Source organism: Monoglobus pectinilyticus (genome assembly GCF_002874775.1).
GTDB lineage: Bacteria > Bacillota > Clostridia > Monoglobales > Monoglobaceae > Monoglobus > Monoglobus pectinilyticus.
Window position 1 is genome coordinate 1846265 of sequence record NZ_CP020991.1, and the last position, 18690, is coordinate 1864954.

The 18690-nt window shown below is 40.0% G+C and carries 11 protein-coding genes; 8 read left to right on the plus strand and 3 right to left on the minus strand.

The window, feature by feature from the left end; translation table 11 throughout:
• Window positions 1-7 precede the first annotated feature (7 nt).
• The 3 genes from mnmG (at window position 8) to B9O19_RS07895 (ending at window position 5205) form a co-directional block, all read left to right on the plus strand.
• On the plus strand, window positions 8-1879 hold the full coding sequence (gene mnmG, locus B9O19_RS07885) for a tRNA uridine-5-carboxymethylaminomethyl(34) synthesis enzyme MnmG (RefSeq protein ID WP_102365904.1): 1872 nt from the start codon (window positions 8-10) through the stop codon (window positions 1877-1879).
• A gap of 129 nt (window positions 1880-2008) precedes the next feature.
• Window positions 2009-2800, plus strand: a complete 792-nt coding sequence (locus tag B9O19_RS07890) for a hypothetical protein (protein WP_102365905.1) — start codon at window positions 2009-2011, stop codon at window positions 2798-2800.
• A gap of 1736 nt (window positions 2801-4536) precedes the next feature.
• On the plus strand, window positions 4537-5205 hold the full coding sequence (locus B9O19_RS07895; protein ID WP_102365906.1) for an HAD family hydrolase: 669 nt from the start codon (window positions 4537-4539) through the stop codon (window positions 5203-5205).
• Window positions 5206-6244: 1039 nt separating this feature from the next.
• Here the strand turns inward: B9O19_RS07895 and ilvD are convergent.
• Window positions 6245-7906, minus strand: coding sequence for a dihydroxy-acid dehydratase (ilvD, locus tag B9O19_RS07900; protein ID WP_102365907.1), 1662 nt, complete (start codon window positions 7904-7906; stop codon window positions 6245-6247).
• Window positions 7907-8127: 221 nt separating this feature from the next.
• On the opposite strand from ilvD, the gene B9O19_RS07905 reads away from it, so the two are divergent.
• From B9O19_RS07905 to recQ, 4 genes are all read left to right on the plus strand, one after another.
• On the plus strand, window positions 8128-9660 hold the full coding sequence (locus B9O19_RS07905; protein ID WP_102365908.1) for a DNRLRE domain-containing protein: 1533 nt from the start codon (window positions 8128-8130) through the stop codon (window positions 9658-9660).
• A 42-nt stretch (window positions 9661-9702) separates the two neighbouring features.
• Window positions 9703-12090, plus strand: a complete 2388-nt coding sequence (locus tag B9O19_RS07910) for a 5'-nucleotidase C-terminal domain-containing protein (protein ID WP_102365909.1) — start codon at window positions 9703-9705, stop codon at window positions 12088-12090.
• Between the two features lie 84 nt (window positions 12091-12174).
• Window positions 12175-13140 (plus strand): Ppx/GppA phosphatase family protein, encoded by a 966-nt coding sequence (locus tag B9O19_RS07915; protein WP_102365910.1) that lies wholly within the window; start codon window positions 12175-12177, stop codon window positions 13138-13140.
• A 14-nt stretch (window positions 13141-13154) separates the two neighbouring features.
• On the plus strand, window positions 13155-14984 hold the full coding sequence (gene recQ, locus B9O19_RS07920; protein WP_102365911.1) for a DNA helicase RecQ: 1830 nt from the start codon (window positions 13155-13157) through the stop codon (window positions 14982-14984).
• A 263-nt stretch (window positions 14985-15247) separates the two neighbouring features.
• Here recQ and B9O19_RS07925 read toward each other — a convergent pair whose 3' ends face one another.
• A complete protein-coding gene (locus tag B9O19_RS07925; RefSeq protein WP_102365912.1) occupies window positions 15248-16402 on the minus strand; it encodes an amidohydrolase in 1155 nt (384 codons plus the stop codon).
• Between the two features lie 5 nt (window positions 16403-16407).
• Window positions 16408-17502, minus strand: a complete 1095-nt coding sequence (locus tag B9O19_RS07930) for an FAD:protein FMN transferase (RefSeq protein ID WP_102365913.1) — start codon at window positions 17500-17502, stop codon at window positions 16408-16410.
• Window positions 17503-17769: 267 nt separating this feature from the next.
• On the opposite strand from B9O19_RS07930, the gene B9O19_RS07935 reads away from it, so the two are divergent.
• Complete coding sequence (locus tag B9O19_RS07935) at window positions 17770-18663, plus strand: dockerin type I repeat-containing protein (RefSeq protein ID WP_102365914.1); 894 nt, start codon at window positions 17770-17772, stop codon at window positions 18661-18663.
• Window positions 18664-18690 lie beyond the last annotated feature (27 nt).

An 18690-nucleotide genomic window follows, 5' to 3' on the forward strand; every position in this document is an offset into this window, starting at 1 on the left:
AAATCAGTTGTTTACATCAAAGGATATATATGACGTTATCGTTGTGGGCGGAGGCCACGCTGGGATTGAGGCCGGGTTTGCCTCGGCGCGTCTCGGAATGAAAACATGTATTTTCTCCATAAGTCTAGACGCTGTTGCGAATCTGCCGTGTAACCCAAGTATTGGGGGGACGGCAAAGGGGCACCTTGTCAGGGAGATAGACGCCCTGGGCGGTGAGATGGGGAAAGTCGCTGACAAAACCTTTATCCAGTCCAGAATGCTGAATAAGGGTAAAGGTCCGGCGGTGCATTCTCTGAGGGCTCAGGTGGACAGACGGAATTATCAGATGGAGATGAAGCACCGCATTGAGCTTGAGCCAAATCTAGATTTGAGACAAGGTGAAATAGTTGAGGTAAAGACAGACGATAATAATAACGTGAAATCTGTTGTCACAAGAACCGGCGCAGAGTTTTTGTGCAAGGCCGCGATTGTATCAACCGGAACCTATTTAAAATCAAGAATAGTAATAGGCGAGTTTTCTCAGGAGAGCGGACCGGACGGAGTGTTTCCGGCAACCGAGCTTTCAAAAAATCTGCAGAATATCGGAGTTGAGCTAAGACGTTTTAAGACCGGTACGCCGCCTAGAATAAATAGGCGGAGCATAGATTTTGATGAGCTTGAAGAACAGATTGGCGATGATGTGATAATTCCCTTTTCATTTGAGACGAATGGAGAGGGATTGGTCAATAAAGTTTCTTGTTATATTACCTATACCAATAAAGAGACGCACAGGATAATAAATGATAATCTTCACAGATCACCGTTATACGGTGGCGGTGGAATCGTTGGAATAGGACCGAGGTACTGCCCGTCGATTGAGGATAAGGTGGTGAGGTTCAGTGACAAAAACAGACACCAATTATTTGTTGAGCCTATGGGGCTGGATACAGAGGAAATGTATTTGCAGGGATTTTCCAGCAGTATGCCGGAGGATGTGCAGATAGATATGCTTCATTCCCTGCCGGGCTTTCATAACGCTCAGGTCATGAGAAACGCATATGCTATAGAGTATGATTGTGCCGACCCGCTTCAGCTTTACCCAACGCTGGAGTTTAAAAAAATAGGCGGGCTTTATGGTGCAGGACAGTTTAACGGCACATCAGGGTATGAGGAAGCTGCTGCCCAGGGCTTGATTGCAGGAATAAATGCGGCTCTAAAAATTAAGGGAAACGAGCCTTTTGTTCTGGACCGCTCAGAGGCTTATATTGGAACGCTCATTGACGATTTGGTTACAAAGGGAACCAACGAGCCGTATAGAATGATGACCTCAAGGAGCGAATACCGTCTGCTTCTAAGACAGGATAATGCTGATTTGCGTTTAACTCCTTACGGTTATGAGCTGGGCTTGATTTCATCGGAGAGATACTCAAAGTTTTTGACCAAAAGGCGTATGATAGAAGAGGAGACGGCAAGGCTTCAAAATTTGATATTCCCGCCGTCAAAAGAGGTCTTAAATTATTTGGAATCTGTCGGAAGCACTCCGATTTCAACAGGGGCCCGTGCGGCGGAACTGCTTAAACGTCCTAATATAACGTATGAGGGCATGAAGGAGATAGACAGGGGCAGACCTGATATACCGGACGACGTTGCCGAACAGGTTGAAATAAGTATAAAATATGAGGGATATATAAACAGGCAGATTAAACAGGCAGAACAGTTTAGAAAACTTGAGTCTAAAAAGCTGCCGGAGGATATTGATTACAGCAAAATAGACGGTCTGAGAATAGAAGCCAGACAAAAGCTCGAGAAGATAAAACCGTCATCCTTAGGACAGGCTTCCAGAATATCGGGAGTAAATCCGGCAGATATTGCCGTTTTAATGGTTTATTTGAAAAAATAGTAAAATTGAAATAGAAAAATAATATAAAATTTATAAAATGTTTAAAATGCGGACATAGTATAAAAATATTTTTGTTTTATAATGTGTAAAGTAATTTGTTTTAAAATATAGAATAAAAGGAGAATTGTTATGAAGAAGATATTATGTGCAGCTGTCGCTGCAGTTTTAGCGGTCGGAGCATTAACTGCCTGCGGAAATAAGCCGAGCGAGCCGTCGGGTGCTGACGCCGGTAAAAATTCACAGCAGAATGTGACTACCGCAGAACCGGCTTCGTCACCGTTTGTGCCGGAGGAGGTTCCAAGCCAGTTTAAGGCGAACGGCAGTAATATTACCGAAAAGGAAGGCGGAGGCGTTTCTGTGTCTGTTGCTCCGAGAGAAGGAGACGAGAGATATAATTTTGAAAATGATGATTTAGGATTTGTTGACACTGAGAGCGGAGCTTTACTGAAAATCGGCATGTCATCCGAGGATGTGGAAAAACTTATAGGCGCTCCAAGAACAGTTGACCGTGACGGTTTTAGAATATACAGCGGAATCGTTATAAAATATGATGATAACGGAAACGCTTCACAAATGATTGTTGCAGCCGGCAATATGGAAGGCGATGATAATCCAAATAGATTTGTTTCACCAAGAGGGGTTAAGCTTTCAACAACACTTGATGAGTTTAAATCAGTATATGGTGATGAGTACAACGAACCAAGCCAAGCAGCGGAAGGCGATGAATCTATAAAATCGTCTGCTATGATGGCTGTTAGATATTATGCAAAGAACGGTGATACTTTTAACTATTTGGGCGGAAGCTATACTAAAGAAAATAAGCCTGAAAACGACGCTGACTTGATAATGCAGACTTTCTTATTCTCAACTGAGACAAAAACAGTCAGCGTTATGTCGGTAGGAAACGGAACAGCAAACTAAAAAACAGCCGGCTTGTTATTTGTTTCAAGCCGGCCTGTTTTTTTGGCCGAATTTTTTGATAAGAAGTTTTTTTCGTATAGTGTGCGACGTATTTCGACAAAATAATCGAAATTATTCACAAATAGTTAATTTTTTCTTTACAGATTATTCACTTACCAATGCAAAAAGGTGGTATAATATGTATTGTAACAAGAAATTGTTACAGAGTTAAAACATAACTCCCTCCCTTTTAATTTGTAAGACCGTTCCCCCAAACGGTCTTATTTTTTTGTTTATAATTAAAAATATGATGCAAAGTTTAGATATTATTAACGGAAAGAAAGCGATTCACTGCAAGAGAGTGATTCACATTCTTTAAAGACGTTATTTTTTTGAGTGCTGCACTCTTGCAAAAACAATGGTTGGCGACATAATACTTTCTGAATTCATAAAAATCACTTCGTATAATTGCAGTGTCATTTTGCTCTTGAAGAAGAGCTGAATTATTTAGACTTTGCGGATTGGTTTAATTTCCTTTCCGCGATATGGTTTTATTGGATGAGCCTTTTTGCGTTTTTTATACGGGAAACTATAATTTTTAGAAAATAATTTGTTCCGCAAAGAGGGCGGCAAAATTATTGAGAAATATCAGACATTCTTTTTTTGCATAAAAAGTTTAATTCTTTAATGTTGATTTTATGATGTTTACCAACCCTTTTATAATAAAATATTTGCTGTAAGTTTCTTTTATTATTGACGTACATATAAAGTATCTTATTTAAATACACTAATTTAATAATTAATACAAGACTTGAATTATTCATGTTTTTGTGGTAAGGTAATGACATAAAATGATAAAAATTTTTAAATATTTTACATAAAGCTGTAAAGCAGAAAATATATTTGATTTGAATATACGTATTAATGATGTATTGATTTCTCCATATGGTATAGTTCGGTTAAGATATTTCTTCTGAAGTTCACTAAAAAAACACTGTATATAGAAAATAACTATAAAAAAATAAATTATAAAAGATGTGGTTTTGCAAGCATCGGAGGGCAGATGAAATCTGCCACGTAAGGCGCGCAGTCACGGAAAAATTTAATAATTATATTACAATGAACTATTCTAAGTATGTTCACGCTACGCGTGAGATGGCAGCTCACCTAACGAGGTGTGCATAAGCACACCCTACCGAAGTTCACTAAAAAACACCGTGTATAGAAAAATAACTATAAGATAATAGATTATAAAAAAGATTGGTTTAGCAAGCATCGGAGGGCAGATGAAATCTGCCACGTAAGGCGCGCAGCCGCGGGAAAATTTAATAATATTATTACAATCAACTATTCTAAGTATGTTCACGCTACGCGTAAGATGGCAGCTCACCTAACGAGGTGTGCCTACGCACACCCTTCCGAAGTTCACTAAAAACACTGTGTATAGAAAAATAACTATAAAATAATAAAATATAAAAACGAGTGGTATAGCAAGCATCGGCAGGTGTGATTGTGACCACACCTGCCGATGTTCACTAACAAACATCCTTAATTTTTCTGTATAGCTTTCTGTAGACCTTCCGGTTATACTAAAATAAGTAATTAAATATCACATATTTTACAGGTAGGGTCACAATTTGAGTGTTCAAAAACTGATGCGTATAACTAAATCATATTTTATCTGTTTTGAGATATAGTCCGTACCGGTAAAATTTAAGTTTCATATATTATGTTGATTTAAGAAAGGATGAAATAAAATGGCTGATAAAAAGATTAAAGGCGTGCTTTTTGATATGGACGGCACTATGTTTGACACAGAAACAATGTCAATTTATATTTGGGCGGCAACTGCTAGATATTACAATATAAATATTTCCAGAGAGTTTATGATGGAATGTATGGGTCTCAGCACGAAGGCTATAGGAGAAAAATTTGATAAGGCGTTCGGAGATGTTCTGAATTATGAGACATTTCGCAGCGCTAAAAATAAAGTTATGGAAGAGATTGTGGAAGAGGACGGAGTGCCACACAAAAAGGGTCTGACGGAAATCCTTGATTATATTAAGGAAAACGGGATTAAAGCTGCTATTGCTACTTCTACATCTAACGAGAGAGCCGTGTATAATCTTGAGGAGGGAAAAGTTATACAGTATTTTGACGAAGTCATAAGCGGAGATATGGTGGACAAGAGCAAACCGGAACCCGATATTTATTTGCTTGCCGCCAAGAAACTCGGTCTAAGACCTGAGGAGTGTATGGTTTTAGAGGATTCAAAAAACGGCATAATCTCTGCCAGGAGAGCAAATTGTTTGGCGGTGCTTGTTCCGGATATAATACCGGTCGATGATGAAATGATTGAAGCCGCTGATTATGTATGTGAGGATCTTTTAGAAGTTATTGATTTGATTAAGAGAATAAATAAATAATAAATATCAGGGCTTAAAAAATATAGTTCAATTGTTATGTAGAATGAAAATATTTAAAAACCATTGTAAAAGGCTTGTTCTGACGTGAACCTAAAAATCGGACTTTTTTGGGTTTGTTCATTATAGTCAAAACACAATGGTTTTTTGCTTATTTTTAATAATAACTCTTTTATAACACATTTTATCTAAAAAAATAAGACCGTTTGGGGGAACGGTCTTACAAATTAAAAGGGAGGGAGTTATGTTTTAACTCTGTAACAATTCCTTGTTACAATACATATTATACCACCTTTTCTTGTTTATGGGTGAATAATCTGTAAAAATCAAATTAACAGTTTGTTAACATAAAAAAAGGTGTTATTTAACATATTATAGTAATTTTATATTCATTATTAAACGTTTGAAATGTGACGATAATAATAGTTTAATTTTGATGAAATTTATTAAAAAAATAATTGGTTGATTTATGTAATGTATTAAGTCATATAACTTTCTTCCGAAATAATAAGTTGTTATGTAATATAAGTGTAAAGTCGACAGAAAACTATACAGAAAAATTAAGGATGTTTTTTAGTGAACATCGGTAGGGTGTGACCCCACCTGTGAAGGTGTGGTCACAGACATTGTAGGTTTTTCAATACAAAGTAATTTGTATAACACACACTTTTAAAAAAAGTGTGGTCACAGCCCTGCCGATGCTTGCTAAACAACAGTTTTATATAATTTATTTGTTATAGAATTATTTTTTATATTTGAACCTTAACATTTGTGGCCGCTTGATTGTAAACTTTTTATATTTTTGAAAAATATATAACAAGTTATCGGAAATATATTTATTCTAAAAAAATTTTGGAAATACTTCAGGAATAAAATTTTAAAAACTAGAAATCAGACGGAAATAAAATATCTTTTAAACAAGTCGTACTTAAATGCTCTTGCTGGAAAAACAAAAAGTCCTTAGTTTAAGCGTTAGCTTAATTCTAAGAACTTTTTTTATTTATATTATTTAAAGTTGTTTGCTGTTAAACAATATAGAAAATTATGATAAAACTGCGCCGGTGCTTCCGGAACTTACAAGTTTTGAATATCTTGCAAGATAACCGGTTTTAATATTCGGTTCTTTTGGTTTCCAGTTTTTGCGTCTTTCCTCGAGTTCTTCATCAGAAACTTCAAGCTTAATCTTATAGTTCGGAATGTCAATGGTTATAATATCGCCTTCCTCAACCAACGCAATTGTGCCTCCTTCGGCAGCTTCCGGAGAAACATGCCCAATAGCTGCGCCTCTGGTTGCGCCGGAGAATCTTCCGTCTGTTATAAGAGCCACGCTGTTGCCGAGACCGCTTCCAACAATTGCAGCGGTGGGGTAGAGCATTTCTCTCATTCCGGGTCCGCCCTTAGGACCTTCGTATCTGATAACGATTACGTCACCGGGATTTATTTTGTTGTCATAAATAGCGTTTACTGCGTCTTCCTCACAGTCAAAGACTCTTGCTTTTCCTGAATGTTTCATCATCTCATCACATACAGCCGAGCGTTTTACTACGCATCCGTCATCGGCTATATTGCCTTTGAGAACCGCCAGTCCGCCTGTTTTGCTGTATGGATTATCTTTTGAGCGTATTACTTCGTTGTCTGTGATTTCACATCCGCTTATGTTTTCACCGACAGTTTTGCCGGTTACCGTAATGGGAGATTTATCAATAAGACCCATTTTGTCAAGTTCATTCATAACCGCATATACGCCGCCGGCCTTGTTAAGGTCGAGCATAAAATGGTTTCCTGCCGGAGCCAAATGGCAAAGGTTAGGAGTCTTTTCTGAAACAACGTTTATGGTGTCAAACGGCAGGTCTATTCCGCATTCGTGAGCAATGGCCGGTAGATGCAAGGCGCTGTTGGTGCTGCATCCCAAAGCCATATCGACGGTAAGCGCGTTAATAAACGCTTCATTTGTCATGATATCTCTTGGTTTTATATCATCTTTAACGAGTTCCATGATTTGCATACCGACTTTTTTTGCGAGGCGGAGACGCTCAGAAAATACCGCCGGTATAGAACCGTTTCCTTTAAGACCCATTCCAAGCACCTCTGTCAGACAGTTCATACTGTTTGCAGTGAACATTCCTGAACATGAACCGCAGGTAGGACAGCAGTTTTCCTCACAGACTTTAAGTTCGTTTTCATTTATTTCGCCGACTTTAAAACGGCTTATAGCTTCAATCATGGTCGAATAGCTTGCAGACTCGCCGTTCCAGTCTGAACCTGAAAGCATAGGTCCGCCGCTGACAAAAATTGAAGGAACATTAAGTCTGGCTGCAGCCATCAATAATCCGGGCACGTTCTTGTCACAGTTGGGAACCATAACCAGACCGTCAAAAGGATGAGCTGTTGCCATGGCTTCTGTAGAATCGGCAATTAATTCACGTGTTACAAGTGAGTATTTCATTCCCTCATGGCCCATTGCTATGCCGTCGCATACCGCAATAGCCGGGAATACTATAGGAACTCCGCCTGCTAAAGCAACGCCCTGCTTCACTGCGTCAACAACCTTATCTATATTCGTGTGTCCCGGAACTATATCGTTCTTCGAGCTTACTATGCCGATAAGCGGCTTGTTTATCTCTTCCTCGGTCAGTCCCAGTGCATAGAGCAGAGAACGCTGAGGCGCTGCGTTAACGCCTTTTTTTATCCTGTCACTTCTCATTTTATTTCACCCTCCTGTATGTATTTGTATATTAATCTTCTGACCTTAAATTATATCTTAGATTAAAGTTTATGTCAACCTGAAAATATCACAAACCGACCTTTTTATACATGCTGCAGATTATATTATATTTTTAAAATCAAAGCCTGTATTGTACTTGCCCAATGAACTTATTTATGCTATAATTTAGTAAATATCTGTCTGAAAGGACGGTGGAACTGTTGCAGGTTGGAATCATCAGAAAGATTATCGGCTGTGCCCTGGCTATTTTATTGGTTTTGGGTATAGTTCCCGTCGGCCTTCTCTACTTTACAACGCCGGTAGTTGCTGAGGGACGAGTGGTTAAAATTTCGCCGGGCGCTGAGACCTTTGTATACAGTGACGCCAAAAATAAGAACAAATCCAGACTGGATGAGGATAACCTTCTGGTCGGTAATTACTGGAACACTTATTTCCGGTTCGACTTGTCGGCAATCGGAAACGCAAAAAAGAGCGATATAAGTCAAGCAAAACTGAGACTTGCGGTAATCTGGGACGGAAGAAATGAACCGGATGAAACAGACTGTTCGTTTAACGTCAGCTACCTTGATAATAATAACTGGGGAGATAACATGACCTGGTCAACCAAACCGGGCGGTGAGGAACAATATCTTTGCACAGCTGCGGGCAATGGTTCGGACAGCATACTTGAAATTGATTTGTCAGAGTTTATAAGAAAGGCTGTTGGCAATGATGAAAAAGTTTTTACGTTAAAGCTTAGTCCGAGCGTGAGCAATACTGCGCCGGTTCAAATAGCCTCAACAAGATACTCTGACCCGTCATACCGGCCGTATTTAAAAATATTGGTGGGTGACGCTGTGGATACTGATACCAAGACGTTAAACAAAAGTTATTTGGATACCAACGGTTATGTATCAAAGGCGGAACCAAATACAAACTCAAACGAGCTGCTTTATAAAAATAACGGAAGGCTTGCGGTTGACAATGGCTCGGCCGTATACTTAAAATTTAATATCGAACCTAAAAATATTCTCGGCGCTGTTGAGGACGCGCGGATTTTTCTCAGGCCTATCGGTAAATCTGTGAATACAAAAATCGATATATATTATTTGGAAAATGACGGCTGGAACAGTGGAGAATTATCTTACAATAACCGTCCGGAAGGTGAACTGTCCCTTATTAAGTCCTATAACGGACTTGAGGTTTCAGGAGGTTTCAGCGTGGATGTGACGGATTTAGTCTATAAGCTGGTCAAATCAGGCAAATATACTGCCAGCTTTTTGATAGACGGAACACAAACCGACCCGGCTTCAACAGACAGTCTGGAACTCTATTCGTCATACTCTCATGAGTTTGCCCCAAGCCTTTCAGTATCTGTAACAGACGATAAAAATATGACTGCAATTCGTGAGGCCATTATGGAGTTAAAGGGAAACAACAGTTCATTTGATAATGTCACGAGCGATTTGCCGAGCAGCTATATAGCTGAAAACGGAGAGAGAGTAACAATAAAGTGGGATTTTAATGATAATTATTCATTGGGAAATATACTGGGATTCAGAAAGAGTGTAATAACAAATTCCGGTCAAATAAACCCTCCGGCATTCTTTGAGGATGCAAAGACGATTCAGGCGAAGGCGATTTTGTCATCAGGCTCCAGAACTCTTGAAAGATTTGTAACGATGACTATACAGCCTGAGTTTGGTGTGCCAAACCGTCTGCAGATTCTAAAAGACGCGGTTTTGGGAGATTAAATAAAGAGTTTGATTTTAAATAAATATATTGGAGGAGTTTTCATGAACAATAATCAATTTAGAAGTTTAAAGCGTGTGTTGTGTGCTTTGACAGCCGTTATAATGGTATTTGCGGCGGCAGGAGTTTCTGTTTTTGCAGCGGATACACAATTTGAAGATTTGAGCGGGGACAGCTGGGCTTATCCGTACATTGAGTATTGTATACAAAACGGCTTGATGAATGGTGTGAATGAATCAGAATTCCAGCCGGACGGAATTGTCAGTGATGTTATGGCAAAAACTGTGCTGCAGAGGTTAGTGCCATCTTGTGACTTTGACAGTTATATATGGTCTGAGCCGGTTGAAAGGGAGGATATGGCGGTTCTTGTGTATACGGCCGGAGGTTCTGCTAATACTGAGGATATTGCAGTAGCCTATTCTGACGCGGAGAATATTTCTTCTGAGTGTTATACAGCAGTAGCTTGGTGCTCGGTGAACAATATTATGTCGGGCAAGGAGAACCAAACCTTTGACCCGTCGGGATATATGACCCGCTCTGAGCTTGCCGCTGTGGCTATGCGTTTGGCGGAATACCTGAATGCGGATTCTTTGACCATAAATATTATTCATACAAATGATATTCACGGCTATGACGTGGGCGATAAATCTGTGATTGGAATGGATGAAATATCTGCTCTGAAAAAGCAGACGGATAATGCTGTTTTGGCAGACGCAGGGGACGCTACTCAGGGAATAGCTTTTGTCTCGCTGGATAAGGGGGCGAGCGCCATTGAGGCTATGAATTTAGCCGGTTATGATGTGATGGCGTGCGGAAACCATGAGTTTGACTACGGACAGGAGACAGCAAAGAAAAATGCGGCAGCCGCTGATTTCCCGATTATATCGGCGAACACCCTAAAAGACGGTCAGCCGTTTTTTAAAGGCAGTTATGCCGATGGAACAAAAGAGAATAATGGAGAAAATGCAATTATAGAAATAGACGGAGTGAAAGTCGGATTTTTTGGCATATTGACGTCAGATACAGCGTCTTCAACAAAACCATCGGGCATCTTGGGCATTTCTTTTGAAGATGAGACAGAGACCGCAAAAAGACAGGTTGAGGAGCTTCAAAACCAGGGAGCAGATGTGGTTATAGGCTTGTTCCATGTCGGTGTTTCTCAAGCGTCATCCGTCACCACTCCGGCTATTGTAGACGGGCTTTTGGATACGTCAGGTCTTGACGCGGTCATAGACGGTCACAGCCATACTGTGTATAATAATACTGAAAACGGCGTATTAATTGCTCAAACAGGCTCATATTCAGAGAACATAGGTATTATGTCAGTTTCGGTAAAGGACGGAGAGGTAATCGGAGTTAAAGAAAATATGCTCAGCAGTGCTGAGGTTAAAGCAAAAGTCACTCCTGACCCTGAGGTTACTGAATATTTAGAAAAGGTAACGGCTGAGCAGTCGAAACTGCTTGACAATAAAATTGCCGAGACAAAGACAACGCTCTGGGGCGGTTATGTAAATAATTTTGCTGTGCCGCGTGCGGTTGAGACAAATTTGGGAAATCTTATATGCGACGCAATGATAGACGAGGTTAAAAATAATATAAGCGCCGAATACAGCGGCCTGCCGATTGTCAGCGTTCAAAATGGCGGAGGGGTTCGCGCTTCTGTTAAGAACGGCGATATAACGGTTGGCAGTATATTTAATGTTTTGCCTTTCGGAAACACGCTGTTTGTTAAGGAAATAACGCCAAACATTTTATATTCAGTCATGGAGAGAAGCGTTAAAAATGCAATCGCCCAGGACGAGGAGACGGGACTGCTTGACCTTTATCCAGACGGAGGTTTTTTGCAGATAGGCGGAATGAGCGTAAAGTATGACCCGTCAGGCAAAGAGGGTGAAAAGGTTATTTCTGTAACATTAGGCGGTCAAACAGAGCCGCTTGACAGGACTGATTCCGAGACGAAGATTCTGCTTGCAACAAATGATTTTGTGGCAATGGGCGGAAACGATTATGATATGGTGCCTGGCCTGCCTGAGATAATGCAGGGAACTGATGTTGAGCAGATAGTCTGCGATTATATATTGAAGCTTACTGATAATGGAGTAAAACCGCTTGAGGTAGAAAACACAGAAGGGCGTATAGTTGAAATGAGCGGATATACGGCTAAGGATTATACCTCCAGCCTATATCTTAAAGATATAAACGGAAACCTTTTGACTGATAAGACTGTTACGGTTTATGTAGACGGAGAAGCTTTTGGAGAGTTTACATCCAATAAAGATGGAATAATAAAATTAACTTTAACAAGCGGTCCGCATTCTGTTAAAACAGCCGAGAATGCGGAGGAAGCATATGTTAACAATATTTGCGGACAGGGAACTGTTGAATATAGAGGAGAGGAAGAAGTATTATTCCCTACACTTGTGTTAGAATAATGATATAATGTCTGCCGGGTGTCTAGCCGGCGGCGAATGTTTAATATTTCAGCTGCGGCATAAGCCGCCGCTGAAATTTTTGTGATGGACAAGATAGCTATTGAATTTGATATTGGCATAGGAAGGCGGATAAAAATGGTTTTGGCAATAATAGATTTGGGCTCTAATTCTATAAGAATGGATATAGTTGAAATTGATGAAAAAACCGGATCTCATAGATATATAGAAAGGTGCCGTGATATGGCGCGGCTGAGCGAGGGTATGAACCTGGACGGGAATCTCCAGCCTGAAGCTATAGACAGGACTATCGCGGCGCTTAGTGAGTTCAAAAAAATTATGAAAGAAAATAATACTGATGACGTTATCACTGTGGCGACAGCAGCAGTCAGGAAAGCGGGCAACAGCCAGGAGTTCATAAAACAGGTTGAGGATGAGACCGGAATAATCGTGAGAGTGATAAAAGGCGAGCAGGAGGCCGAATATGATTTTCTTGGCGTGACCAGTTCGCTTGATATAGAGGATTGTGTAATAGTAGACACAGGCGGCGGAAGCACCGAGATAATATTGGTAAATGACGGAGAGCCGCTGGCAAGAACAAGTATACCTGTCGGGGCCGTAAACATGACTGAACAGTTTTTGTTTAGAGGAGAAACTGAGGAGGCGCTTAGTGCGCTGACTGATTATATTGACAGCCAGCTTGACAAAATACACTGGCTGGAGGACGCTTATCAGCTTCCGATAGTTGGAATGGGCGGCAGCATATATAATCTTGCGATAGTTGAAAATAATGTTCCGGGAGCAGACAGAAGCCAGCTTCACGGCTGTGTAATGGCAGGCGACTGCGTCGCTGATGCGTTCGGCAATATCCTTGAAATGAATGAAACTGAAAGAGGCGACGCAGGGATAGAAGCTTCCAGAACAGACACTATAATTGCCGGAGTGCTGCCGATTGTGGAGCTTATAAACAAAATAGGCTCTGAGGAAGTGATAGTATCCTCTGCCGGATTAAAAGAGGGAATTTTGGCTGAGTTTATCGAAAGTATAAAATAACGGCGGAGAAAGATATGACGAAACTTGAAATTTTAAAACAATATTTTGGACATGAGAAGTTCAGGAGCGGACAGGAAGATATTATTGACAATATACTGTCCGGAAAAGATGTGCTGGGAATAATGCCGACAGGAGCGGGAAAATCGGTTTGTTATCAGGTTCCGGCTATGTTGATGGACGGAATAACTATTGTTATTTCTCCGCTTATATCCCTTATGAAAGACCAGGTAAGGTCTCTTACGGAATCGGGTATACCTTCTGCATATATTAATAGTTCTTTAAGTTACCGCCAGCTGCGTGAGGTGTTTAAGAGAGCGGCGGAGATGCAGTATAAAATAATTTATGTTGCCCCCGAGCGGCTTGTGACTGATGATTTTTTGGATTTTGCAGAAAACTCAAAAATATCTATGGTAACCGTTGACGAGGCTCATTGCGTGTCCCAGTGGGGTCAGGATTTCAGGCCAAGTTATTTAAAAATTTCAGAGTTTATCGATACTTTGTCATATAGGCCTGTGGTTTCCGCTTTTACGGCGACGGCTACTAAAAGGGTAAGCGTGGATATCTGCAATATTCTTAAACTCGATAACCCGTTTAGGATGGTTACCGGATTTGACAGAAAAAATTTATATTTTGAGGTTCAGAATCCAAAGTATAAGCTTAATGCTTTGGTGGATATACTCAACCGTCCGCAGAATAAGGAAAAAAGCGGAATAGTTTATTGCATAAGCAGAAAAGGCGTTGAGGAAGTATGTGACGAACTGATCTCCAGAGGTTTTGCGGCTACCAGGTATCACGCAGGTTTGGATGATGAGGAAAGGCGCATAAATCAGGACGACTTTATATATGACAGAAAAACAGTTATGGTTGCCACTAATGCGTTCGGTATGGGAATAGACAAGTCCAACGTTTCATATGTTGTTCACTATAATATGCCGAAGAATATTGAAAGTTATTACCAGGAAGCCGGAAGGGCAGGAAGAGACGGCGAACCGGCTGAGTGCGTATTGCTTTACGCCCCGAAAGACGTCAGAATCAATAAGTTTCTGATAGAAAACGGAAACGAAAATTTAGAAATGACAGAGGAAATGCGCCGGCAGGTTATAAAAAAGGATTTAGAACTGCTGAAGCATATGACGTTTTATTGCAATACATATGATTGTCTCAGAGGTTTTATTTTAAAGTATTTCGGTGAGACAGCGCCGATATGCTGTGACAGCTGCTCAAACTGCAACACTAGGTTTGAAACAGTGGATATAACCGAGGAAGCGCAGAAGATTCTAAGCTGTATATATAGGATAAAACGTCAAGGACGCGCTTTCGGCAAAAACATGGTGGCTGATGTTTTGTGCGGCTCAAAAAATGATAATGTTATTTCCAGGCATTTAGACGAGTTAACTACGTACGGGATAATGTCCGGTATGACCAAGACCAGAGTTATGAATATAATTGAATTTTTGGTTCAGAGCGGTTATATAATAAAAGACGAGGATAATTTTAATATTTTAGTACCGACTGAGAAGTCAAAAAGCATATTATTTGGCGGGGATCGGCTTTCAATGAAAGCACCGAAGGAGAAAAAGGCTAAGAAGAAGCCGGTGCAGGCTGAAACAGTTAACGAGGGACTGTTCTCAAAGCTGAGGGATCTCAGAAAAGAGCTGGCTGAGAGAGGCAGTGTTCCGGCTTATGTTATATTTTCAGATGCGTCGCTCCGTGATATGTGCAGGATACTTCCAAAGACTTTGGATGAGTTCGAGACAGTATCAGGTGTAGGAAGCGCGAAGCTTCAAAGGTATGGGGAACTTTTTGTCAATGAAATAAACGACTATTTAAGAATTGATAAATGAGAAAATTACGCTTAAAGGCTGCGAACAATAATGTCCGCAGCTTTAGATTTTGTAATCTTATTTTCTATAAATCAAATATCTTACAGAGTATTTAAAATCGTTTAGAGCATAAATAAAAAAATAACACTTAGTTCTAAAAATAAAATATTAAATATAGATAAAAATTTATCATCATAATATGTGTTATTATAAACAAAATAAAAAAGCTCCGCAAAAATTATATGCGGAGCAAAACCTATATTATTGCGATAAAACGGCATGTTTTATATAACTATCCCATACGGACTGCTCATTATGTCGAGCGGGTCACCGTCCCATATAACAATATCCGAATCCTTTCCGTCATCTATAGAACCAACTCTGTCTCCAATCCCGCAGGAAACAGCTGGATTTATAGTTATTGCCCTTAATGCTTCATCCCTTCTAAGCCCATGCTTGACAGCCATAGCCGCGCATAGGGTTAAATACTTTTCAGGCGTTTCAGGGTGATCAGTTATTATTGAGATTTTCAGTCCAGCCTCTGATAGTACGGCAGGAGTTACTTCACTTTGATTTTTCAGTTCCGGCTTACTTCGGTCAGTGAGTATTGGGCCCAGCAGAACCGGGTAACCATCATCTGCCAGCTGCTCAGCTATTAAATGCCCCTCTGTGCAGTGAACCAATATCAAATTAAGATTAAATTCTCTGGCAATGCGAACGGCCGTGAATATATCATCCGCTCTGTGCACATGCGCATGCAGGGGTATATCACCATTTAAAAGCGGTAACAGCGATTCTGACTTTATGTCATATTCGGGAGGGTCTTCCTCATCAGAGTTATTTTGGTACTGCTCAACCTGCCTTTGGTATTCCTGAGCTTTTTTAAACGTCTCCCTTATCAATGCTGCTGTTGCCATTCTGGTACTGGGCGACTGGCTCTTGTCGTTATAGGTAGCCTTTGGGTTTTCACCAAAAGCAATTTTTATCCCAACAGGAGCTTTTATTACCATATCATCTATACGCTTCCCGTATGTTTTGATTGCCGCCAGCTGTCCGCCGATAGGATTAGCGCTTCCCGGGCCGGTTATAACAGTCGTTATACCGGAAGCAAAAGCTTCTCTAAAAGACGCCTCCATTGGATTTATAGCGTCTATCGCCCGGAGCTGAGGAGTACAGGGATCGGTATCTTCGTTCCCGTCATCACCCTCAAAATCCAAACCGTCCTCCCACATTCCCAGGTGTGAGTGTGCGTCAACCAAACCGGGAGTTGTAATTCTCCCCTCGGCTTCAATTATCTCGGCATCAATATTGCTATCTGAAAAGTCAGACATTTTTCCAACTTCTATAATTTTATGGTCTTGAATTTTAACATATCCGTTTTCTATATTGCCATATTTTTCACTCATGGTTATTAGGTTGGCATTTTTAATTATTTTCATTAATATTAATTGCTCCTTTGTTTTATCCAATACGTTTTTGCGTTAAATTTATTTGCAAGCTTCGTGCCGTCAGTTTCTCCGAGAACCAGACAGGCGGTAGACAAACAGTCCGCTTCAAGTGATGATGAAGAAATAACACTGACACTGTCAAAACCGCTGTCAGAAGGCGTTCCGGTCGATGGGTCGAGAATATGATGATAGTTTTTGTTGTTATAATAAAAGTGCCTCTGATATGTGCCGCTTGTAACTATACTCTCCCCGGAAGTTATATCAACCATTTCAGAATAACTTCCGTTTGCCGCAAAAGGTTCCTGGATTCCGACTGTAAAACTTCCGTTTATTTTTTTGGGATTTTGACCGTAAACGTTTACGTTACCGCCAAAATCAAGTATAGCGTATGAATCGGGATAGTTTTCTTCTATATATTCCAAAGCTTTTTGACAAGCGTAACCTTTGCCGCATCCGCCCAAATCAATTTTTACACCGTCAATGGTTTTAGTAAGAGTTTTGTTTTCAGAATCAAGTATCAAATTGTTATACCCGACATATTTTAAATTTTCATTTATCAAATTCTGTTCAGGAGGAACCGGACTTTCTGATTTGAAATCCCATAGTTCCTCAACCGGAGCAATTGTTATATCAAAGGCTCCGTTCGAAGCTTTGGAAACTTCAAGAGCCTTTTCTACAATAGTATATGTGTCCGGATCAAGCGCTGCAGGAACACCAGCAGGCGAACTGTTAAATATGGAGACGGTAGAGCCGGAATCATAATAGCTTATATTGCTTTGAATTTTATATACGACATCAAAGGCGCCTGAAATCAATTCTTTTGTATTTTTCACACCGCCGGCGGTTATGGTACATACGGTATCTAATATAAATTGGGTGTCAGATATGGTTTGATACTGGGCCGAGCAGCCTGAAAACATAGTTATTATGATAACTATTAACAATATATATGTCATGTATTTTTTTATTTTATGTTTCTTTGTATTCTTCATAAGCACAATTATATACGATTTACATAAAAAGTCAATTACTTTTGTATTTTCAGAAAAACTTTTATTATTTTTTAAAAAGGGGTTGATTTTTTTGAACATTCGTTGTATAATACTAACGTATCATAATAGTGAAAAATAAATAAAATGCGTTATTTATCAGTTTGAACCTATTAGCCGGATGCACATTTCCGGTTGTTTTGGGTGTTTGCCTAAGACTTAAAGGTTATGTTCTGTGATCCGCATTTCTTACACATTTTTGGGGAAAGGAGGATAACCTCGAATTTTGAGATTGTAGTTTAAAATTGCAGATTTAATTGGGAAGAAATCGACGATTTTATAAACAAACAAAATTAGGAGGAAAATTAAATGAAGAAGAGAATTTTTAAGTTTGGCGCAGCTCTTACAGCTGCATTAATGATGTTTTCAGCAACAGCTAGTTTGGCTTTCGCTGAGGGAGATGTTGTTGACAATAATGCAGACGCATCTGTTACAGATACAGTTGAAGCTCCAAAGCCTACAGCTATGCCTGAAGATGTGGAAGCACCTGAAGAAGACGTTAAGGCTCCTGCTGAGGATACAGATGCTCCTGTTCCTACAGAAGCTCCTGTAGATTCAGAAGAAGTAAACGTACCGCTTGACACAGCGCCGGTTACAGAAGGCGATGTTAATCTTGAATCTAAGATTGATGACGTTGACACTGGTTCAGTAGTTAAAATAGGCAATATTTCAGCTTCAAAAGACGATGCTAACGGATACTATAATGTAAACGTTCCGTTTACAATTGCTTCCGGTACAGAGGTACCAAGTCAGATGACATTCTTTGTATATGATATCACAAGTATCACAGGCGATCAGAACAATACAGTTGGTTTTACATCTACAACACCTGTAGGTTATATCAACCAGTATGACGGTCAGGCTTCTGGTACATATTCATTTAAGCTGTCACAGACTGACTACAATGATGATTCAATTATTATTGTAAAAATCGGAGGAACCGGTGTTTCAACACCTGACGCTAAGTCATATTCATTAAAAACAGCTCCTGGAGTTGTGTATGGTGATGTAAATATGGATACTGATATTAATGCAGGTGACGCAATACTTGTTATGCAGTATGCAGCTGGTAAAACAGAGCTCAGCGATGATCAGAAGACTGCTGCTGATGTTAGCGGTACCGATGGTATCAATGCAGGGGATGCAATCCTTATAATGCAATACGCTGCTGGAAAAATCACAAATTTCCCCGTAGAACAATAAGAGAAATTTATTTAATAACTGACTCCC